The sequence below is a fragment of the Pseudomonas sp. RL_105y_Pfl2_101 genome (genome assembly GCF_963970585.1).
Taxonomy (GTDB): domain Bacteria; phylum Pseudomonadota; class Gammaproteobacteria; order Pseudomonadales; family Pseudomonadaceae; genus Aquipseudomonas.
This window is the reverse complement of record NZ_CAXAPG010000016.1, coordinates 95,894-117,630: the sequence shown is the minus strand read 5'-3', so window position 1 is coordinate 117,630 and position 21,737 is coordinate 95,894. Positions and strand designations below refer to the sequence as shown.

At 58.7% G+C, this 21,737-nt stretch carries 18 protein-coding genes; 3 read left to right on the top strand and 15 right to left on the bottom strand.

Annotation, left to right across the window (positions count from 1 at the left end; translation table 11 throughout):
* The coding region (locus AACY31_RS18025) for a YbdD/YjiX family protein (RefSeq protein WP_339481726.1) at positions 1–117 on the top strand (117 nt) is incomplete at its 5' end.
* Positions 118–177: 60 nt separating this feature from the next.
* Positions 178–1,146, top strand: a complete 969-nt coding sequence (gene yjiA, locus AACY31_RS18020; RefSeq protein ID WP_339481717.1) for a GTPase — start codon at positions 178–180, stop codon at positions 1,144–1,146.
* Here the strand turns inward: yjiA and AACY31_RS18015 are convergent.
* The 6 genes from AACY31_RS18015 to AACY31_RS17990 form a co-directional block, all read right to left on the bottom strand.
* Positions 1,138–1,851, bottom strand: a complete 714-nt coding sequence (locus AACY31_RS18015) for a GntR family transcriptional regulator (protein ID WP_339504911.1) — start codon at positions 1,849–1,851, stop codon at positions 1,138–1,140. The genes yjiA and AACY31_RS18015 overlap by 9 nt on opposite strands.
* A 22-nt stretch (positions 1,852–1,873) precedes the next feature.
* A complete protein-coding gene (locus AACY31_RS18010; protein ID WP_339504909.1) occupies positions 1,874–2,578 on the bottom strand; it encodes a FadR/GntR family transcriptional regulator in 705 nt (234 codons plus the stop codon).
* Positions 2,579–2,637: 59 nt separating this feature from the next.
* Entirely contained in the window at positions 2,638–3,951 is a 1,314-nt protein-coding gene (locus tag AACY31_RS18005) for a C4-dicarboxylate transporter DctA (RefSeq protein WP_339481714.1), read from the bottom strand.
* 460 nt (positions 3,952–4,411) lie between these two features.
* Positions 4,412–4,942, bottom strand: coding sequence for a hypothetical protein (locus AACY31_RS18000; protein WP_339481713.1), 531 nt, complete (start codon positions 4,940–4,942; stop codon positions 4,412–4,414).
* Between the two features lie 208 nt (positions 4,943–5,150).
* A complete protein-coding gene (glyA, locus tag AACY31_RS17995; RefSeq protein WP_072347783.1) occupies positions 5,151–6,404 on the bottom strand; it encodes a serine hydroxymethyltransferase in 1,254 nt (417 codons plus the stop codon).
* Positions 6,405–6,597: 193 nt separating this feature from the next.
* On the bottom strand, positions 6,598–10,446 hold the full coding sequence (locus AACY31_RS17990) for a sensor domain-containing protein (RefSeq protein ID WP_339481712.1): 3,849 nt from the start codon (positions 10,444–10,446) through the stop codon (positions 6,598–6,600).
* A gap of 271 nt (positions 10,447–10,717) precedes the next feature.
* Between AACY31_RS17990 and ettA the strand changes: the two genes are divergently transcribed.
* On the top strand, positions 10,718–12,382 hold the full coding sequence (gene ettA / locus AACY31_RS17985; protein WP_339481710.1) for an energy-dependent translational throttle protein EttA: 1,665 nt from the start codon (positions 10,718–10,720) through the stop codon (positions 12,380–12,382).
* An 87-nt stretch (positions 12,383–12,469) separates the two neighbouring features.
* Here the strand turns inward: ettA and lanM are convergent, their stop codons facing one another.
* From lanM to AACY31_RS17940, 9 genes are all read right to left on the bottom strand, one after another.
* The gene (lanM, locus tag AACY31_RS17980) at positions 12,470–15,553 is read right to left on the bottom strand and encodes a type 2 lanthipeptide synthetase LanM (protein WP_339481709.1); all 3,084 of its coding nucleotides are present in this window, start codon (positions 15,551–15,553) and stop codon (positions 12,470–12,472) included.
* An 85-nt stretch (positions 15,554–15,638) separates the two neighbouring features.
* Positions 15,639–15,794, bottom strand: coding sequence for a hypothetical protein (locus AACY31_RS17975; protein ID WP_339481708.1), 156 nt, complete (start codon positions 15,792–15,794; stop codon positions 15,639–15,641).
* A 146-nt stretch (positions 15,795–15,940) separates the two neighbouring features.
* A complete protein-coding gene (locus AACY31_RS17970) occupies positions 15,941–16,084 on the bottom strand; it encodes a hypothetical protein (RefSeq protein ID WP_339481706.1) in 144 nt (47 codons plus the stop codon).
* 203 nt (positions 16,085–16,287) lie between these two features.
* Positions 16,288–16,779, bottom strand: coding sequence for a GreA/GreB family elongation factor (locus AACY31_RS17965; RefSeq protein WP_339481705.1), 492 nt, complete (start codon positions 16,777–16,779; stop codon positions 16,288–16,290).
* A gap of 68 nt (positions 16,780–16,847) precedes the next feature.
* Positions 16,848–17,204, bottom strand: a complete 357-nt coding sequence (locus AACY31_RS17960) for a hypothetical protein (protein WP_339481704.1) — start codon at positions 17,202–17,204, stop codon at positions 16,848–16,850.
* Between the two features lie 115 nt (positions 17,205–17,319).
* On the bottom strand, positions 17,320–17,889 hold the full coding sequence (locus AACY31_RS17955) for a hypothetical protein (protein WP_339492094.1): 570 nt from the start codon (positions 17,887–17,889) through the stop codon (positions 17,320–17,322).
* A complete protein-coding gene (locus AACY31_RS17950) occupies positions 17,886–19,148 on the bottom strand; it encodes an AAA family ATPase (protein ID WP_339481701.1) in 1,263 nt (420 codons plus the stop codon). The genes AACY31_RS17955 and AACY31_RS17950 overlap by 4 nt, the downstream gene beginning before the upstream one ends.
* Positions 19,149–19,280: 132 nt before the next feature.
* Positions 19,281–21,134: an Lnb N-terminal periplasmic domain-containing protein gene (locus AACY31_RS17945; RefSeq protein WP_339481700.1), complete on the bottom strand. Its 1,854-nt coding sequence runs from the start codon at positions 21,132–21,134 to the stop codon at positions 19,281–19,283.
* Positions 21,135–21,222: 88 nt separating this feature from the next.
* Positions 21,223–21,711: a DUF3015 domain-containing protein gene (locus AACY31_RS17940; protein WP_003185616.1), complete on the bottom strand. Its 489-nt coding sequence runs from the start codon at positions 21,709–21,711 to the stop codon at positions 21,223–21,225.
* Positions 21,712–21,737: the final 26 nt, after the last annotated feature.

The following is a 21,737-nucleotide window of genomic DNA, read 5'->3' as shown; positions in this document are numbered from 1 at the left end:
TACGTCGAGCACATGCAAACCAAGCACCCGGACAAACCGCTGATGGACTACGAGGCGTTCTTTCGCGAACGCCAGGAGGCTCGTTACGGTGGCAAGGGTGGGCCCAAGTGCTGTTGAGTTGAGGTAGCCTCAAACCCCACAAAACCGCTTTCCTTTCAGGCGTCAAGGAGATTCAGTTTGTCCTCTCCCATCCCGGTCACCATCCTCAGCGGCTTCCTTGGCGCTGGCAAGACTACGTTGTTGCGCCATCTGCTCAAGGCCGAGCACGGCCTGAAAATCGCCGTCATCGAGAACGAATTCAGCGATGCCGGCATCGACACCCAACTGCTGGGCGACGAGCCGGTGCAAGTCATGACCCTGGCCAACGGTTGTGTGTGCTGCACCATCCACACCGACCTGACCAAGGCCCTGTATCTGTTGCTCGAGCGGCTGGACAGCGGCGAGATCGCCTTTGATCGCCTGGTGATCGAGTGCACCGGCCTGGCCGACCCGGCCCCGGTGGCGCAGACTTTTTTCATCGACGAGGACCTGCGCGAGCGCTATATCCTCGACGGCATTCTTACGCTGGTGGACGCTGCTCATGCCGATGTCCACCTGACCCAGGCCATCGCCCAGGCCCAGGTCGGGTTTGCCGACCGCCTGCTCCTGAGCAAGACTGACCTGGTGGACGCGGCCCAGGTCCAGGCCCTTGGCGAGCGCCTGACGCGCATCAACCGGCGGGCACCCATCAGGGTGGTAGAGCACGGCAAGATTGACCTGGCTGAACTGCTCGACATCCGCGGCTTCAATCTCAATGCGGACCTGGGCGCGGGGTTCAGCCTGCGCCCGGTCGGCAAGGCCACCCCAGGCGATCGGATCAGCAGCCTGGTGCTGCGCACCGACAAGGCGCTGGATATCGACAAGCTCAGCGAGTTCATGAACCAGTTGCTGGAAGAGCACGGCAAGCAATTGCTGCGCTACAAAGGCGTGCTGAACATCGCGGGCGAACCCCGTCGGTTGGTGTTTCAGGGCGTGCTCAAGTTGTACGGTTTCGATTGGGACACCGAATGGGCCTGCGACGAAGCACGGGAAAGCGTGATCGTGTTCATCGCCGACGAACTGCCCGAAGAGAAGATCCGCGCCGGCTTCGAAGCCGCGTTACTTTGACGGTCCCGCGCCTGCGGCCAGCAGCAGTTTTTGCTCCAGATGGTCCAGGTGCTCGTCCATCAGCCGCACCGCTTCATCGATGTTGCGGCCTTGCACGGCGTCGACGATTGCCAGGTGTTCCTGCCAGGCGCAGTGCCGGCGGGACTTGATCTCGTGTCGCGCCAGGGCCAACGAGGTCAACGGCACCAGGCTGCCGAGAAATTGCGTCAACGGCGCGTTGCCGGCCATGGCCGCCAATTGCAGGTGAAATTCGCCGGACAGGCGTATCGCCGGGCCACGCTCACCACGATCCAGGCACTGGCGTTCGTGCTCCACCAGATCGCGCAGGTGTTGCAAGTCCTTGGGCCGCGGTGCCTTGCAGGCCAGGCGCACCAGGGTCTGTTCAGCCAGGCGGCGAGCGTGGAGGATCTGCCGGGTCTGCTCCAGGTCTGGCGCGGCGACTTGTGGCCGGTGGTTGGGCCGCAGGATTACCACTTGCTGGTGGGACAGGCGCGCCAGGACGCGACGAATGATGCTGCGACTGACGCCGAACACATCCCCCAGGCTTTCCTCGGTGAAGCGGCTGGCCGGGGCAATGCGTTGTTCGAGGATGGCGTCGAAGATCCGCGGGTAGATATCGTCCACTGACGGTTTGCCGACCCGGCCGGGCAGGGTGGCGAGCACGCTACGGTTGTGCTGGGGGTGATGGGGCATGAGGTTGTTCATGGCGGTCTCCGCAGGCAATGGCTCAGGTGCCGAGGTTGTCGTCCGGAATGTTCAATTCGATGCCCATGCGCTGGCCTTCCCGGAGAATGTGCCGACGCATTTCGGTGCTGGCCTGGGCGCTGTTCTTGCCCCGGATGGCACGGACCACGGCTTCGTTTTCTTCCAGGCGTTCGGCCAGGTGCTCGGGCGAATTGCGCAACACATCGGCGCTTTGCTTGAGGGCGTTGCTGGTCTGCTGGACCACGTTCTGGAAGATCGGGTTGGACGTCAGGGCAAACAATTCTTCATGGAAGGCGATGTAGGCGTTGGCGCAGGCATCGCTGTCGTTGGCCTCCAGGGCTTCGCGCATGTCCATGAGGGTCAGGCGCAACTGGCCGACCTCCTGGCTGCTGATGGACTGGGCCACAAGGCCAACGATGAACGGTTCCAGGGTGTAGCGCAGCTGCAGCAGGTCTTCCAGGCTCGCGCCGGCCATGGCGCTGCCTTCACTGGCGTTATCGTTGAGATTGGCCTCCAGCACCACGACGCCTTTGCCGGGCATCGAGCGCACCAGGCCGAGGGTCTCCAGCACAATCACCGCTTCACGCAGGCTGGGTCGGCTGATGCCCAGTTGCTCGGCCAGCTCGCGCTGGCCGGGCAGCATGTCGCCCGAGCGCCACTGGCCCCGGGCGAGGGCGGCGCGGAGTTTCTCCACCACGGAATTGACGACGGTCGATGAGCTGATCACATGTAACTCCTTGGAAATCAATCAGGCGATGCCGGCCCGCGGGCCGGCATCGACGTCTTTCAGAATTGCTGGTGATGGGCACTGCCCACCGGTTTCCTGGGTTGGAAGGTATAGCCTTGTTGGCCGGACAGCACCTTGCGCGCCCGAGGGATGTCGATGTCTTTTTCCCAGCGGGCAATCGCCACGGTGGCCACGCAGTTGCCAATCAGGTTGGTCAGGGCGCGACCGATGCCCATGAACCAGTCCACGGCCAACACCAGTACCAGGCCGACCACCGGGATCGCCGGGATCGCGGTCAGCGTAGCCGCCAGGATCACCAGCGCCGAGCCGGGAATGCCATGGGCGCCCTTGGAGGTGATCAGCGAGACCAGCAGGATGGTCAACAGATCGCTCATGGCCAGGGGCGTGCCGGTCGCGTTGGCGATGAAAACAATGGCCAGGGTCAAGTAGATCGAGAAACCATCCAGGTTGAACGAGTAGCCGGTTGGAATGACTAGGCCCACGGTGGAGCTGCCGATCCCCAGGTGTTCAAGCTTGCGCATGATCTGTGGCAGCACGGCATCGGACGACGCGGTGCCGAGCACGATCAACAGCTCTTCGCGCAGGTATTTGAGGAACGGCAGCATCGGCAGGCCCGACACGCGCATCACCACACCCAGGATCACCGCGACAAAAGCGATGCAGGTCAGGTAGAACAGACCGACGAGGCTGCCCAGGTGCTGTAGCGACTCCAGGCCATATTTGCTGGTGGTGAAGGCAATGGCCCCGAAGACGCCGATCGGGGCCAGGCGCACGATCATGCCCATGATGCGGAAGATCACGTGGCTGAGTTCGTTGATCAGGCGTGAGATACCGCAAGCGGCATCACCGACGAGATTCAGCGCGCTGCCAAACAGCACGGCAAACAGCAACACCTGCAGGATGTTGTTTTCCGCGAACGCTCCAATCACCGAGGTCGGGATCAGGTTCATCAGGAACTGGGTGGTGGTGACCATGTGCTGGCCGCGTTGGGCGATATCGTTCACGTCCGCGCTGGAGAGCTGCTCCAGGTGGATATTCGCGCCGCTGCCAATGCCTGTACTGAAAGCAAGGACCAAGCCGATGACCAGGGCGATGGAGGTGAGTATTTCGAAGTAGATGACCGACTTGAGGCCGATGCGCCCGACCTTCTTGAGATCACCGGCGCCGGAGATACCGCTGACCACCACGCAGAACACGATCAGGCCGATGAGCATCTTGATCAGCTTGATGAAGCCGTCGCCGAGGGGTTTGAGCTGTGCTGAGTATTCGGGAAGGGTAAGCCCGCAGACGATGCCGAGCACCAGTCCGAGGACAACTTGAAGGAAGATCGACCGCGAGCACCATTTGAGCATGGGAGGGATTCCTGGTTCGGTGTCCTTGTTCGCCAGGGAGGGCTGGCGTCGGGACTTCATTATTGTGGTCTTACCGGTTTGTCCAGTGCAGGCGCAGTCTAGGTGCTGTTTTTACGGGGATGCAAGCTTGATTGTGATGATTTGGCTTTACCGGTCTGACCAGTTGAGGTGAAAGGCTTGTGCTTGAGCCTTTTCTCGGCTGAAAAAAATTTGCCGCCAGATGCCTGAGCCAATAGTGAGGAGATCACACCAGATTGTGGCGAAAGCGCGCTCCCGCTGGGCCGGTAGGCGCTGCGTAGGAGCTGTCGAGTGTAACGAGGCTGCGATCTTGTCCCAGACAATTAAGTCGCGAGCGAAAGATCAAGATCAAGATCAAGATCAAAGGATCGCAGCCTTCGGCAGCTCCTACAGGGCAACCCAGTTCCCTCGCCAAGTGTAAGAGTGTTCTACGCGTTCTTTTTTAAGGGATGCTCAGAATGAACGTCGCTTTTGACTGTTCTTTCGTCTCGGCAAGATAGAGATAAGGCGAACCTCGCAACCTTAATCCCCCTACATGTTTTTTATTGGCGGTCATGAGCGAAATGAGTGTGTGGCCGGACTTGATGTTTTTCGGCGTAATGACATTCTGTTGAAAGTCGATAAGGGTAAAAAACGTCGGTTTTTTTGTATCTGCATCCTTTGCACCAAGTACTTCAAACCAGCTTTTACTGAGCAATTTGTTGTAGTGCTCGCCGGTGTTTTTTATGGTCAGGAGGTAGCCACCCTCCGTGTGCCGGAAATGCAGTCGCAAGGGCTCGCCGCGTGTTCTAGGCTCTTCGGCGCGCATGCCAAGCAGGTGTGAGTGATCTTGGGTCTGGGGTTTGCCGGTAAAAAAACCACCGCTGAAAGCGCTGACGGTCGCCAACGCGGGTTTGCCGTGCAGCCTTTCCAGTAGATTGACGTGAGCGCTGAACATATCAAGGGTTGCATGAAAGGAATGTTCACTGTCCATGTGAATATTGACTCCTGAGTTGATTGGTAAAGTTAAAGTGGAACGAGCTGGATCTTATTGAGTTATTAGTCGTTTGTGGGGCTGTCTGTATTGCAGGACGTTAAAGGCAGGGTGGTATTAGTTGTTTGATCGTATGTTTATCGCGCCAATAAAAAAAGGCCCGCATCTTTCGATGCGGACCTTATTTAACTGCGTTCTAGCGGGCGAATTAAGCGCCGTAGACCGGCAGCTTCTTGCAGATAGCCTTGACCTTCTCACGTACGGCGTCGATGACCGCTTCGTTGTTCAGGTCCGCCAGGATGTCGCAGATCCAGCCAGCCAGTTCCTTGCACTCGGCTTCCTTGAAGCCGCGAGTGGTCACGGCCGGGGTGCCGAAGCGCAGGCCCGAGGTGACGAACGGAGAGCGTGGGTCGTTTGGCACCGAGTTCTTGTTGACGGTGATGAACGCCTTGCCCAGCGCCGCGTCGGCGTCTTTGCCGGAAATCTCTTGCTTGATCAGCGAGAGCAGGAACAGGTGATTTTCAGTACCGCCGGACACCACGTCGAAGCCGCGTTCGATGAACACGCCGGCCATGGCCTTGGCATTCTTCACCACTTGTTGCTGGTAAGCCTTGAACTCAGGTTGCAGGGCTTCCTTGAAGCAGATCGCCTTGGCTGCGATCACGTGCTCCAGCGGGCCACCCTGGGCGCCCGGGAAGACGGCGGAGTTCAGCTTTTTCTCGATGTCGGCATTGGCGCGCGCCAGGATCAGGCCGCCACGTGGACCGCGCAGGGTCTTGTGGGTGGTGGTGGTGACCACGTCGGCGAATGGCACCGGGTTCGGGTAGACGCCAGCGGCGACCAGGCCGGCAACGTGGGCCATGTCGACGAACAGGTAGGCACCGACCTTGTCGGCGATCTCGCGGAAACGCGGGAAGTCGAGGACCTGGGAATAGGCGGAGAAACCGGCCACGATCATTTTCGGCTTGTGCTCGAGGGCCAGGCGCTCGACTTCGTCGTAGTCGATCAGGCCGTTGCCGTCGATGCCGTACTGGACGGCGTTGTACAGCTTGCCGGAGGAGGAAACGCTGGCGCCGTGGGTCAGGTGACCGCCGTGGGCCAGGCTCATGCCCAGGATGGTGTCACCGGCCGACAGCAGCGCCAGGTACACGGCGGAGTTGGCTTGGGAACCTGCGTGCGGCTGGACGTTGGCATAGTCGGCACCGAACAGTTGCTTGGCGCGGTCGATGGCCAGTTGCTCGACCACGTCGACGTACTCGCAACCACCGTAGTAACGCTTGCCCGGGTAGCCTTCGGCGTACTTGTTGGTCAGTACCGAGCCTTGAGCTTCCATCACCGCTGGGCTGGTGTAGTTTTCCGAAGCGATCAGCTCAATATGCTCTTCCTGGCGCTGAGCTTCTTGCTCCATGGCGGCAAAGAGATCGGCGTCGTACTTGGCAATAGTCAAATCACGGCTGAACATGGCGGTCCTCAAGGATCGGGGGCAGAAAAGGGGAGCATTCTACATCAACCGGTTTTGGAAGGCATATGAAAGGGCGTCATGTCGCGGACGAATGGGTTTCAAGCAAGAGGGGCGTTGCCTGTACTGGCCTCATCGCGGGCAAGCCTTGCTCCCACAGAAGCCCGCGAGAGGCCGACCCAGATAGTACAAGGCTTCAGTCGAGCATGAACAACGCATCATTGCTGAACTGCGCTTCAAACCGGGTGGCCGGCATCGGGCGGCCGAACAGGTAGCCCTGGACTTCGTCGCAGCCGTGTTCGCGCAAAAAGTCCAGTTGCTCGTGGGTCTCGACACCTTCGGCGATGACCGCCAGGTTGAGGCTATGGGCCATGGCGATGATCGCCCGGGCGATCTGCGCATCTTGCTCGCCGGACGGCAGGCCGTCGACGAAGGAGCGGTCGATCTTGAGCACGTCGATGGGGAATTGCTTGAGGTAGTTGAGCGATGAATAGCCGGTGCCGAAGTCATCGACGGCAATGCTCAGGCCCAGGTTTTTCAGCCCGGCCAGGATCTGCATCGCCTCGCTGACTTCGCGCATCAGGATACTTTCCGTCAGTTCCAGCTCCAGGCAGGCTGGGGGCAGGCCGGTGCTGCGCAGGATATTGGCGATGCGCGTGCCCAACTGGCCGTCGGAGAACTGCCGGGCCGAAATGTTGACCGAGACCTTCGGCACCCGGACCTTGGCCAAGTGCCAGGTCCTGAGCTGCCGACAGGCTTCGGTGATGACCCAGTCGCCGACGTCCACCACCAGGCCGAGTTCTTCGAGCACCGGGATGAAGTCCCCTGGCGGCACCAAGCCGCGTCGCGGATGGCGCCAGCGCAGCAGGGCCTCGGCACCGGTCAAGCGCTTGCCATCACCGCTGAACTGCGGCTGGTAATACAGCACGAACTCGTTCTGTTCCAGGGCGTGGCGCAGGTCGCTTTCCAGCTCCAGGCGCTCCAGGGCGCTGGCGTTCATGTCGGCCTGATAGAACTGGAAGTTGTTTTTGCCGCGCTCCTTGGCGTGATACATGGCCGTGTCGGCGTTCTTCATCAACTGGCTCAGCTCGTTGCCGTCCTGGGGGCTCAGGGCGATACCGATACTGGCGGTGACGAAGAATTCCCGGCCCTCGAGCACGAATGGCCGGACCAGGCTGGCGAGGATCTGCTCGGCAACGTTGATGGCCCGGTTCAGCGCCATTTCGCGGTTGGCGCGCGGTTGCAGCAGCAGGGTGAATTCATCGCCACCCATGCGTGCCACGGTGTCGTCGTCGGCGACGCAGCCGAGCAGGCGCGTGGCCATTTCCTTGAGCATCCGGTCGCCGGCGGCATGCCCCAGGGAGTCGTTGATCGGCTTGAAGCGGTCCAGGTCGAGGAACATCAGCACGACCCAGGTCTTCTGCCGGTCGGCCGATTGCAGCGCGGTGTGCAGGCGATCCTGGAACAGCGTGCGGTTGGGCAGGTGAGTCAGGGCGTCGTAATAGGCCAGGCGATGAATGCGCTGCTCGCTGGCCTTGCGCTCGCTGATGTCGCTAAAGAAGCATACATAGCTGGCCAGGTCGCCTTCGTCATCCAGCACGGCCGTGATGCCGACCCAGGCCGGGTAATGTTCGCCATTGCGGCGCTTGAGCCAGACTTCGCCTTCCCAGGTGCTGTACTGTTGCAACTGCTTGAGCACGTAGCGCAAGTGGGCTTCCTGCTGTTCGTCCACGGTCAGCATGTTGGGCAACTGGTCCAGCACTTGCGACACGGCATAACCGCTGACGCGACTGAAGGCTTCGTTGGCCTGGACAATGTAGCCGGCCGGGTCGGTGATCAGGATCGCCGAGGTCGAGTGCTCGAAGACCGTCGCGGCCATGCGCAGGTCTTTTTCGGCGCGACGCTGCTGGCTGATGTCGCGACCGACGCCGAGCACGCCTTCGAACGCGCCGCGTTCATCCCACACCAGTACCAGCCGCAGCTCGATGGGAATCTTGCGCCCGTCGGCACGCAGGCAGTCGAACAGGAACAACTGGGTCTGCATCTGGTTGCGCAGCTCGGCCAGTTGTTCGGGCTTGTCGAGGGCCTTGCTGACCCGGTCCATCAGGTTGTAGATGCCGGTCAGTTGTTGCGGATTGGCGATGATCGATTGCCAGCCGTTCTGGAAGATCCAGTCGGCGGTATAGCCCAGCACGGCTTGCACCGACGGGCTGACGTAGTTGAGCGAAAGCGTGTTGTCGGTGGAGAAAATCACGTCGCTGATGCTTTCGGCGAGCATTCGGTAGCGTTGCTCGCTGTCACGCAGCGATTCGCTGGCCTCGATCTGCTCGGTGACGTCCTTGGCCACGCCGATGATTCGTGTCACCTGGTTGTCCCGGTCTCGGGCCAGGGCCTGTTCGCGGATGTCGAAGCAGCGCCATTTGCCATTGCGATGGCGAAAGCGTAGTTGGCATTGCAACAATTGCGTGTACCCGCCCCGCCGTTGTGCCTGGCGCAGGCTGTGGTAGTGATCGGCATCGTCGCTGTGCAGCAGAATTTCCCAGAAGTATTCGCCCATCTGGTGCAGTTCGGTGCGGTCGTACCCCAGGGTCTGGCCCAGGTGGTGGTTGCTGAAGATCATCCGCTGGCTAATGACGTCCTGCACATAGAGATGATCCGGCACGGTGCGCACCACGTCGGACCAGAACCCCTCGCGTTCGAGCAACGAGAGCTCGATCAGCTTGCGGCTGGTGATGTCGCTGATGCTCAGAATGACCGCGTTATGGTCTTGCTGTTTTTCCGGCAGACGCAGCACCAGCCACAGGTGCTGGTCGCGGCCATGGGCGTCCTGGAGCTTGATTTCCAGTTCCAGTTGCTTGTGTTGATCGAGCAGCGCTTCGAGCAGCGTCGAGCCAACGGGGTTGTTGTCCTGTGCCCCCTTGCCGACCAGCAGTTGCCAGGCCTGATCGCAGGAGTCGACGTTGAGCAGTTTCAACGCCATCTGGTTGACTTCGGTAACGCGGACTTCCTGGCGCAATTGCTCGAGTTGATGGGAGGTTTTTGTCCAGGCGCGCAATTGATCACCAGTGTGCAGGCCGACCCGCTCAAAAAAGGCCTTGAGCCCCGACAGGTCGAGCACGCACAGGGCCACGCCAGTGCCTTCGAAAATATCCTGGTAGCGCCGCCGACCTTCATGCAACTGGCGCTGACGTCGGCGCATGTTCAAGAGCGCAATCACCGGTAACAACGAAAATGCCAGGCCCAGCAGGCATTTGCCGATGAAGGCCGGTAGCAGTTGTTCGATCACCTGGCGACGGTCGAACAGCCCACGCAGTTGCCAGTCGCTGCTGCTCAGGGGCACTGTCAGTACGGTGTTTTTCAGGTCATCCGGGGATAGATGGGTAGGGCTGCTCGAGGGCAGGCTTTCGTCGCGGCTGATGATCTGCTGGTTGAGACGGTTTTCCACCAGCCACAGCGGGCGCAGCCCCATATCGGTCTGCTTGGTCAGGGTGGCGAAAAAGTTCGGGTTCAGTCGCAGGGCCCAGTAGCCACGGCTGCTACCGCTGGCCTGGTGCAACAATAGATGCACGACGGAGCCGTCTTCGGCATTGCTGAAATAATGGGCCTGGGCCCGGCTGCGCCGCACCAGTTCGCCCAGGTAATCGGCGTCGTGGCTGTCGGCGTCGCTGTCACTGAGCACTCGGCCGGAGGGGCTCAGCAGGGCCAGGCTGCGCAATTCGGGGAGCGATTGCTGGAGCTTGCGAACCAGGGCTTGCTGTTCGTCGGCCGTTTGAGGTTGTTCGACGATCGGTAGCAGGTTGAGGGCGATTTGCGCGTTCAGGGCCATGTTCAGGCTGACCTGCGCGGCGAGATCGGCGGTGTAGTCGATGGTGTATTGGCGCTGTTGCTGTTGGGTTTCGTGCAGTTGGTCGAGCAATTGCCAGAACAGCAAGCCGAGCAACAGCAACACCAGCGTGGCCAGCGCACTCTTCAATGTCCCGCGCAGGGGCGAGCCGGGCACGACAGCGGGTGCGCGAGGGGGCAGGGGCGGAGTGACGTTGGACAAGCTGTAATCCTGCAGTTTGCTGGACTGGCGCGACGTGCACTATAAGCCGGACGCCCGAAGGGCGGCTAGCATGCCTTGACTTGTGGCGAAGTGCCAGTCCCTGGCGGCTAGACCTTGACCGACGGTTGAGGTAGCTTTGCCGGTCAAACAAGAGCGTTCCAGCTCCAGATTCCCAGGCTCTATCCACGCGCAGGCATTGATGACCGTCAAGTGCCGGTGCCGCGCATGGCCTGGCTCGTTCTTTTCACTTGTCACTGACGCTAGGTTCACCATGGCTCAATACGTCTTCACCATGCATCGGCTGAGCAAAGTTGTTCCGCCGAAGCGGGAAATCCTGAAAAATATTTCACTGTCCTTCTTCCCCGGCGCCAAGATCGGCGTACTGGGCCTCAACGGTTCGGGTAAATCCACGCTGCTGAAGATCATGGCCGGTGTCGATAACGAATTCGACGGCGAAGCCCGCCCGATGCCGGACCTGAACATCGGCTACCTGCCCCAGGAGCCGCAGCTGGACCCGAGCAAGACCGTCCGTGAAGTGGTCGAGGAAGCGGTCAGCGTGATCAAGGACGCCCAGGCGCGCCTCGATGAAGTCTATGCCGCCTACGCCGATCCGGATGCCGACTTCGACAAGCTGGCCGCCGAACAGGCCAAGCTCGAAGCGATCCTGCAGGCCAGCGACGGCCACAACCTGGACCGCCAGCTGGAAGTCGCCGCCGATGCGCTGCGCCTGCCGGCCTGGGACGCGAAGGTCGAACACCTGTCCGGTGGTGAGAAGCGTCGCGTGGCCCTGTGCCGCCTGCTGCTGTCGGCCCCGGACATGCTGCTGCTCGACGAACCGACCAACCACCTGGACGCCGATTCCGTCGCCTGGCTCGAGCACTTCCTGCACGACTTCCCAGGCACTGTGGTTGCGATCACGCACGACCGTTACTTCCTGGACAACGTCGCCGGCTGGATCCTGGAACTCGACCGCGGCGCAGGCATTCCGTACGAGGGCAACTATTCGGGCTGGCTGGAAGCCAAGTCCGATCGTCTGGCCCAGGAATCCAAGCAGCAGTCGGCCCATGAAAAAGCCATGAAGGAAGAACTGGAATGGGTGCGCAAAGGCGCCAAGGCCCGCCAGTCCAAATCCAAGGCTCGCCTGCAACGCTTCGAGGAAATGCAATCCCAGGAATTCCAGAAGCGCAGCGAAACTAACGAGATCTACATCCCGGCCGGTCCGCGCCTGGGTGACAAGGTCATCGAGTTCAAGAACGTCACCAAGGGTTATGGCGACCGCGTGCTGATCGACAACCTGTCGTTCGCCATGCCTAAAGGCGCCATCGTGGGTGTGATCGGGGGTAACGGCGCGGGTAAATCCACGCTGTTCCGCATGCTGATGGGCAAGGAAACGCCGGATTCGGGCAGCATCGAAATCGGTGAGACCGTGCAACTGGCCTGCGTCGACCAGAGCCGCGAAGACCTGGAAGGCAGCAAGACCGTGTTCCAGCAGATCTCCGACGGTTCCGACCAGATCCGCATCGGCAACTATGAAATCCCGTCGCGCACGTATGTGGGTCGCTTCAACTTCAAGGGCGGCGACCAGCAGAAGTTCGTCAAGGACTTGTCCGGTGGTGAGCGCGGTCGCTTGCACCTGGCGTTGACCTTGAAGGAGGGCGGCAACGTCCTGCTGCTCGATGAACCGTCCAACGACCTCGACGTCGAAACCCTGCGTTCCCTGGAAGAGGCATTGCTGGACTTCCCGGGCGCCGCCATTGTGATCTCCCACGATCGGTGGTTCCTCGACCGCGTGGCGACCCACATCCTGGCATACGAAGACGACTCGCAAGCGGTGTTCTTCGAAGGCAACTACACCGAGTACGAAGCCGATCGCAAGAAACGCCTCGGCGAAGCTGCTGCCCAGCCGCATCGCGTACGGCACAAGAAATTGGCCTGATTCGGTCGGTTGCATAAAAAACGGAGCCTTCGAAAGGCTCCGTTTTTTTATGTAAGCAAATCCATTGTTAGAGCTTAATTGGCAGGGCTACCCGAGCACCGCGAAATCGAGCGAGAGAACGTTGGGGATCGTCGGGTCGATCTCATACAGCAATGCGTAGCCTGCGCCTGTAATTCCCGTCAGCAGACTGACATCGGGCACCCGGTCGCTATCGAGATAAGGCCCTTCGAAAAACTGCCGGGCGACTTCGTCAAGTGCCTCTCTGACTCTGCCCATGCCTTCAGGATTATCTGAATGCCGATACAAGTCATACAGACAGATCAGATTGCCGAAATCACCATGACAAAGGTTATAGCCCTCGCCAAACCCATGCGCCCAGAGATTGTTCTCGCATCGTCGTATATCGTCGAGCACTGTCTGCCGGGTCGCTTCGTTCAGGGCATCCCCCATTGACTCCATGAGCTGTCGCCTGGCGATGAGGATACCTCCGTCACCGTGGCACCATTTGGACGTATGGTCCACCGGCCCGAGGTTTCGCAGGTCCAGCCAGAAACCATCCCGACTCAAGCGGTTTTCACCCTCAAGCACCTGGATGGCCAAGGGCACCAAAGCCGGGTCGCCGGTCACGTCATAGGCTTTGCACAATGCATGGATGACGCCGGAGAGTCCATGGGACAGGCCCGTCAAAATGACGGAGCGATCGCTGCGTCGTAGCAGTTGGCCGTCTTCAATCAGGATTTGATCCTTGATGTAGTCGACCATGCGTCGAATGGCCGGCAGCACATCCTGCTGTGTAGACAACGCATGGATATTGGCCAGCAGCGTCACCGTTCCACAACAACCTCCCAGGAAGTCGAACTCATAATTTTCAGGAGGCACTTCGATCAGTTGGGCCAACAGATCAGCAATTTTTTCATCGTGCCAGGCATCTCCCGTGACCTGGCGACGATTGATGAGCAGATAAATGTAAGCCCCCAGGCCGTGATAAGCACTGACCGTCAAATCGGTTTTGAAAAAGCCGAAGCGTTGTTCCAGTGAGTACAGGACTTGATCCAGGCGCGACAGAAAGACGGGTTGACCACTCACTTTAAACAGGCTCAGGTAAAACAACCCAATCCCGGCGATACCGGAGTAAAGCCCGTGATCCATGGGCGACGGGTATTTTCTGCGCGTCGTGGGATGCGTATGAAAATACAACCAGCTTACGTCCGTTGTTGTTCCCACTACCGCGAGTGCCTCAAGGCGGGAAGTGATGCTCGAGATGGCGTTGAGTCGGTCCGCCTTGAGCGTCTTTTTTACGTCCCCAGGCACCTGCGCGACACGGGATGACGGATGTCCAAGCGGCTCTGGAAACAAACAGATTTCGAGCAATGTGCGTTGTAAAGCCCAGTCTTTTCGGGACAGGTTGGCGATCTTTTGTAGACAGCTTTTTATCGGTGGCTCCACGGTTGCCATCTCTATTGTTTCACCCTGTGCGCTCGTAAAATGGTTGGCGCTCAGAGGCAGGGTGAAACACGGAATGCTGGATCTCTGCAGGTCGGCTATTTCATAGCGGGGAATGCCCATTTTCCGATAGGGTTCTTTCAGGTCTTTCCACAGGGTTGCGAGCAGAAGTTCTCTGTCGAGCATGTTTTGTGTAAAGCGTGGATGACGGATCAACCCGATAAAATCGGCATAGCGCTGAGAATTTTTGAGCAATACGCGGGTGGTCAGTTCACCTGCGGATTGTTCCAGCATCCGCATGATCTTGTATCGATGAAGCATCAATTCCTTATAGGCATATTCAAAACCTTGGAACAGTTCGGTTTTATAGGCTTCCAGTCCCTTGCGCTCACCCTGCAAAAGCGGCAGGTGTTTTTGTATCAGCTGATGCTCGAATGAGGTTTTACGCAAATGATAAAAGCCATCCTCGAAAACCAGCGAATGGCGGGTGGCGATGAATAGCTCTTGCCGACTCAGCCCGCTCTGGTCGTTATTGGGGTGCTGTGAAAAGGGGAGAAAGCCGCTGGAGCATACTGACTGCTGGACCGATTTAAAGCTGTTGGACAATGCACTGTCAGCGGGCAGGTCGCTCAGCAGGTCGCTGGTGGAAGCGGTGAATAAGCACTCAAGGTCAATCATGACCGGACTGCTGCCGCACGCAATAATATTCTCGTAGTGAAAGTCGATGCCGTTCAATGCATGAATGACAGCTATCTGCGCGCCCATTTTCTTATAGAACAGTTCAACGTCCGCTGCGTTGTCGCAGGGCACGTTGTCGATTTTTTCCACCCAGCTACGCCGCTCACGGCTGAGAATCCTTGGTGCGCGGATGGAAAAACAATCCGCTTCTGTCCATTCATGCAGTTGGCCGAGAAGGCGGTTGAAGAAAAGCGCCTCTCGGCTTGCCCTCGGTTTGTAGACCAATGAAATCGCGCAGATTTTAACCTGACAGACCGTTTCACCACGGCCGTGGGGGTCCCCCAGGCCGAGTTCAATAGCGTCGATTTGTCGAGACGGAACAGAAAACTCAGCTTCCAGCGACTCGATATCGGCAGCGAAGTCGAGAATGACCGCATAAAGATAGTTGAGGGTGTCTTCCAGCAGATCAAACAACAACGTCGCCAGCACCGGGTAGGCTTCGAAGAACTTCAGCAGCGGCAATGTGCGCAGCTGTTCATGGAACGTGCTCAAGTCAATGTCATCGCCGCGGGCGATTCGCGTGTTCAAATAATGGACCAGGCTTTGTTCTGACGTGCGGCCAACCCGAGCCAGGACATAGGCTTCCAGGCTTGTAAAAAAAGCGTGCTCGTTAATGTGTGTTGACGCATGGGGATAGCGCCCGTCCGCTTGGAAAGTATCGATGAAATAAAGAAAAAAACGATAGCTAAACCAATAGAAATTATCTTTGTCGCTCGAGCTTGTTGTTGTATGTATATTAATACTGTCAAGCCGAGCAAGCTTTCCCTTCAGGGTGTTCAGGACGGTTTCACCGTCGACAGGCAGGTGCTCGTTGTTGGCGGGGGCATTGATATGAGAAAACAGTTGTTCCCTGCCCACTCCAAAGTGATCCAGCAAGGCCTGATCATCAGTATGTAGACGGTTCAGGTTGTTTTCAAAAAGGGCAACGCAACCTTCGGAAGAAAATCCGTACTTCCCTCGCTGATTCAACTTTAAAGCATTGACAAGCATGCCGTAGCTCCTGACATGGATAGAGCAGGCGCTGCCTGCTCTATATTAACGTTTGTTGCAAGTTTCGATGGTCAGTCAGGCGTTATTAACACCCAAGTGTCGAACACCCAATGTTGGTGCAGGTTCCGAAGGTGTTGCATTCCATCGTCGTTGCCAGGATCTCGCCAGTGTTGGCGGGCGCTTGATAGGCGTTGAACTCGAAATCGAAGTCACCGGACATGTTCAGGATTTTTTCGCTCATAGGTAGTTCCTCATCAGGTTATACAATCTAATACAGTGACCAGCGGTCAATCGGGTGCCGGAAAGCCCCCGAGCTGTAGGATGTAATGAAGTTGTTTAGGGGGATTAGGAGGTATCAAATACCTGCGCTGCAGGTTATTACAGGGTTTAACAAAAAATCGCGGTGCACTCTATGGTGCCGCATTTGATAATGGTCAGCGCCGCTGATTCGATACCGAGGTTGTTCACCTGTTGGTAGGACTTTAGGTCGCTGTCGAAGTCACCAGGCATTGCCAATATTCGTTCGCTCATTATGTGTTTCCCTTTTTTGTTGTGCACGGGTTGAAGTGCGGGAAAACAGTAGCACGCTGTTGGTTTAACACAAATTTGTCGTTATAACTTTATGTTGCGGTTACATGTTGCTGCAGGTGTGTAAGTCAGTGTTCTCTAGTTGCAGTTCGACGGAGCTGGTGCGCGTTCTTGTCACCGCACCGACAAAACTCTGTCGTCCAGGATCACTCAAGGCCGATAGCAATGACTTCAATGATGAGATTCCCGGCTGGCCGCTCCCAAGTCACCTCATCCCCTGGCTTGGCCCCCAGCAACGCCCGCCCCAGCGGCGAGCCCCAGTTGATCAGCCCATTGGCCGCATCGGCCTGGTCTTCCCCGACCAATTGCACCCGCTGCTCATGATCATGCTCATCGACAAAGGTCACCCAGTGTCCGATCCGCACTTGATCGGACGAAGTCGGTGCAACAACCTGGGCGCTTTGCAGGCGCTGCGTGAAATAGCGCAGATCCCGTTCAAGGTCGGCGATCCGTTGCTTGTCCGCCAGCTCCCCTCTTGTCGCCTGCTGGCCATGCAACGCCTGCAACTCGGCGACCCGGGCCTGTAGCTGGGTAAGCCCGGTGGGCGTGACGTAATTGGGTTGCGCACTGACTTGGCGTTCGACCGGCTGGTCGGCCTGGGCTGCGGCGTTGTCTTCGTTGACGAAGGCGCGACTCATGGCATTTGCTCCTCTATTGGAGTTTGATGGTCGCAGGGTTTTAGTTTCGACGGATGTCTGCACGCGACTTACGGCGAACGATAAGCCCGGGCGGCGTCCTGGTCTTTCTGTTGCTGCCAGGCCCGTTCGCGTTCGTCCCAATGGCGCTCGCGATAGGCATTGCGCTCTTCGCTCTCGCGCATGGCCTGGCACTGGCGCAAACCATCGCTCCAGCCCTCGGCATAGCGAGGGTCCTTGAGGTAACGCGGCACGTCTTTCCTGAATTGGCCGGTGATCACCCCGGCCGCTTGCCGGCCACTGCTGCAACCGTCGTCGTAGCCGTCGGCGAACGCCGGTGGATAACCCCGGGCGATCAGGTCTTCGTGGGTGGTTTCACAGCCGCTGACCAGCAACATCACACTCAATATCGTTACCGCGCGCCACATGCCTGTCTCCCTACCGCATTGGCGGCCTTACAAGGAGAGTCTAGAGGTGAAGTTGTTGGCGAGTGGTGAAAAAACGATCAAAAAAGTCTGTTGTTGTAGGCCAATGAGCCTGTCTTCATAGGGCCGCTTTTTCGACGGCATCCGCAATCAACGGCGCAACTTCACGGAGTCCTTCGAGGGTCAGCTTGTTTTGTTTGTACATGTTGTACCAACTCTGGCGCCAGCGAATGACGCGCTCACCGTCGCGCAATTTAAGTCGCTTGAGCGTGTACTCGGCTTTTTCACGGTAAGCCGGAGGAATCGCATCTGTGGTGCGCATTTGAAGTGATGGCAAGATGATTTCGAACCAGTCTTTACCGACCTCATAAGGGTCAAGCACCGTGTCATCAGCCGTCTTCTTGCTCGAATTCAGAGTGCTGGAGGCGAAGCGGTAATTGTTCCACTCATAGGTCAGTCCCGGATGATTTTTGTAACTGAGGTAGTGGTCGACCGTTCCGCCAGTAGGGTCAAGCATGGCCGCATAGGCACATAGGTTGGCGTAATGATCGGCCAGTGCTTGCGAGCATTTGTTCCAGAGCGGTGAGGGACGAGGAGCGCCCGGATTATCCTTGAGCCATTGTGTTCCGGGTGTCCTGACATTTTTATCAAAATCGACGGGTTCCTTTGGTCGGGTCACCGGGATCATTGATTACCCTCGCCATTGAACTTCAGGAGGCCGCTCTCGATCAGCCAGCGTGGCCAGAACTCATCGTGGGCAGGAAGCAGTTTTTGTAGCGCCCTGTGGATGGACGCACGGGTCTTGAGTCCTTCAGGTAGTTGCTTCTCGCCACGCATGAACGCTTCGGCCGCCTCGATGGCTTTTTCTGCCTCCAGGGAGCGCGCCTGTTCCAGTCCAAACGTGTCAGAGACCAACCAACTGCTGGCGTCACCCTGGGCCGCCCAGTGGCCTTGTGTCAGCGTGACTTTATGGTCCTGGATCGACAATTGAATCTGATCGTCCTGCTCTTCATCGAATACCGGCTCAAGGGAGGCGGCGACAAGCGGCGAGTGCGTAGCAACCAGGAGTTGGGGGGGCGCGGCGCCGTGGCTCCCGCGCAAGGTCTTGATAGCTTGCAAGAGGCTGGGCATCAGCGTGCGTTGCCACCTTGGATGTAAATGAGTCTCGGGCTCGTCGAACAGGATGACAAACCGACGCTCGGGTTTTTTGTCGAGCAGCTCGGCAGCTGCCTGGTGTTCATACCAGGCCCACACAAGAAAGTAAGCCAGGCCCAATATTCGTCTTACGCCTGCCGAGGCCAGCGTGACAGGCACGTTCTGATTGCCGATGGTGAGTGTCGGTCGTTCTCGACCCTCACCCAGGTAGACGCGTCTGGGCGCTCCGACGCATAGCGGTTCAGTGGCGGGGGAGAGGTCGCGCAAGGCGTTTTCCAGCGCTTTGAATTGGGGTTTGCGGCCGTTTTGCCAGTTGACCCAGTCACGCTCCAACCCTTCACAGACTCTTTGCCCGTTGACATCGAGGCCATCCCACACAGCGTCGGCGGAGAAGTGATACGCGGCGGGCCGATCCTTATCGGAGCGCCAGTAATTGCGGGCCGGATCCCATACGGAAAAGCCGCCGTCGATGCGTACGTAAACCACGATGCCGGGCATGGTGGGACGGCTTTGTTTCAAGGGCCAGGAGCTGTCTTCGCGTTTATAGGTCGATACGACAGGCTGAGCGACGCCGGATTTACCTTTTACAACGTATTCAATTGACGACTTGCCGGGGTTTACGGGAAGCGCTGGCGTATTGGCCCAAGTGCGCGTCAACGCCCACCAGGCCAAGTCCAGCAAAAAGCTTTTCCCCAGGCCATTGTCGCCCGTAATCAGATTGATTCGTGGCGCCCAGTTAACTTCGAGCTCAGGAGCAGGCCCCACGTTTTTCATGTGCAGATAATCAAGCATCGCAGCATTCAATTCCGACTAAAGGTTTATCCAAGCCAATCTACTTGATTTTGGCTGACTTCGAAATGAGCCCGGACCCTCGCCTGATTCGACTTGAGGTGGTGCTTCGTTTCCCCGTTCTCTCGCTCAGATTCAATAGTGGTACCACTTCACCTCGAGCATCACCTCGTTCTCCGGCGAGGCCAATTGGCTGAACTCCCGCTGGGCACTCAGGCGCAGGCCCAGGTTGCGGGACAATTCCCATTGCTGATTGAGGCTCAGGCTGCGACGCACTTCGCCGTTGACGAAATAATCACCCTTGGCTTCCAGGCTCAGGTTGCCCAGTGGGTTTTTCCACAGCACACCGCTATTGAAGCCGGCGGCCGGGGCGATGAATTGGGCGAAGTCGTTGTTGTGCTCGACCCGCACCGTGCCCAGGGCAAAGCCCAGCAGCTCTTCCCCCAGCGCCCAGGTGCCGCCGGCGCCGCCGTTGATGTGGCTGACCAGGGTTTCATCGTCGTGCTTGCCTGGCACCCGCTCCAGGCCGCCGGTGACCTGCCAGGACAGCGGTTGCAGCAGCTCGTTGCGTGGGGTCAGGGAGCGAATGGTCGCCAGGTCCAGTTGTTGCACCTGCCAGTCATTGCCTTCGTACTGGCGCAGTTTCAATTGCAGGATTTCGATCTGTGCCCCCAACGGGAAACTTTCGGCGTTGTCGTTGAGGTCGTGATAGGCCATGCGCAAGCCATACTCGCCGAACGCCCGACCGCCCCGCGTGCCGAGGCCGACCTGCCAGGTGCGCGATGGGTGACCGTCCTCGGGCAGGCCTGGTTGCGGGATATCGAGTTCCGGCGCGGGGTTCTGGTTGATCGCCCGCAACAGTTCGAAACTACGCTGGGCGCGTTGTGGATCGCGTTCCTGGCCGTTGGCGCGATAGCGCTCCAGGCGATAGGCCGCATCGATGATCAGCGCCTGGCGTTCGCGCGGCAACACCTTGAAACCGGGGGCTTGCAGTTGCTGCTGGTCGGCGCTGACGTTCAGTACCCATTGCTGTTCGTCATCGCTGAGCGGTTCGGCGCGGCTGAGCAGTTCCCGTTCACGGGACGGTCGATACTGGATGCTTTCCACCAGGCCAGCTGCTTTTACTGCCTTGACGGTGTCGGTGGGAATTGCCGTCAGCGGGAATTGTTCGGTCAGGCGCAGACTGGGCCGGGCCACTTGCAGCAATTCGAGCAGGCGATAAGAACAATTTTCGTCGAAGAAAAAATAGTCGAACTGAATCTGCTTGAGTTCCCAGACGTGCTCGACCATGCGTTCTGTTTCCGCCTGGCTCAGGTTCAGGCGGTATTCCCACAGGTCGCGGTTCTCCAGGCTACGATACTCGGAGAGTTTTTCCTGGTACGGCACCAGCGCGAACAGGCCAGGATAGCCGCCCATCAGGCCCTTCCAGGCATAGAGAATGCTGTTGTCCGAGCCTTCGATGTAGGCGCCGAAATTGATCGCATAGCTGAGCAGGGCGGTCTTGTCGCTTTGTACATCGGCCTGGTCGATGCGTAGCAGGGTGTGGCCGAACATCGAGGACGGGCTGTTCAGGTACGCAGCGGGGAAAATCAACACCGCGCTGTGGGGCGAGACGTCCTTGAACCACTGAGTGAACTCGTTGCAGTTGACGGTCGGCAGGTCCGTCAGGTTGAGCTGGGCCTTGAGCCAGCGCGTTCGCGCCGGGTACACGCACTGGGCATGCTGCTGGCCGGCGCTGGCCGGGCCGTACAGGGCTTTTAGCGTGGCGGTCAGTTCACGGTCGGGATGTTCGTTGCCATCGGGCGCGAGGAAAAACTTCTTGTCGTTGATATAGCTACGCCAACCGCCGAGCTTGGCGGTTTCGTAGTGGCCCAGGGAAATCCAGAAGCGGTCATTGGCCAGTTGCTGCAAACGTTGAGGGTCGACATGAGGCGCGGCGGACAGCGGGGCGCACACACAGAGCGCCAGCCAGGCAAGACGTTTGAGCATAGTCGGCTACTTGGAAAGGCGAAAAATAAAGACCGAAGGGGCCCCAAAAAGAAAACCCGCTCCCCGAGAGGAGCGAGTGGTGTCGAGCTTAAGCTTGAGTGGCGTATTTGGCCAGGCGAGGATCGCTTTTCAGCACGGCCAGAGTGTTGGTATGCACGTCTTCGGCGGTCACGTCAGCTTTGCTGAAGATCTGTTGGAAGTGCTCGTGGGTGACGGCAGAGAAATGTGCGCGGTCTTCCGGCGCTACGCCCAGTACCACGGCATAGGTGGTCAGCGCTTCGCCTTGACCTTTGGCCATGTCCTCGGACAGCTCGTTCATCATGCCATTCATGGCCAGCCAGGACTTGCCACCATAGGTCAGTGCCGCATTGGTCGAGCAACCGTTGGTGCCGGATGTCATGCCGAAGGTAGCGTTACCGGAAGTGCCGTTGGTGGTGGATGCGAGGAAGTGTGCCGGAGTGCCACGCTGACCTTCGAACAGCATGTTGCCCCAGCCGCAATCCGGACCGCCTGGCGCCTGAGCCATGGCGTTGATGGATACAGCGGTGAAGAGAGTACCGAGAAGAATCCGTTTCATAGCTATGTTCTCTTTATGTGCATACC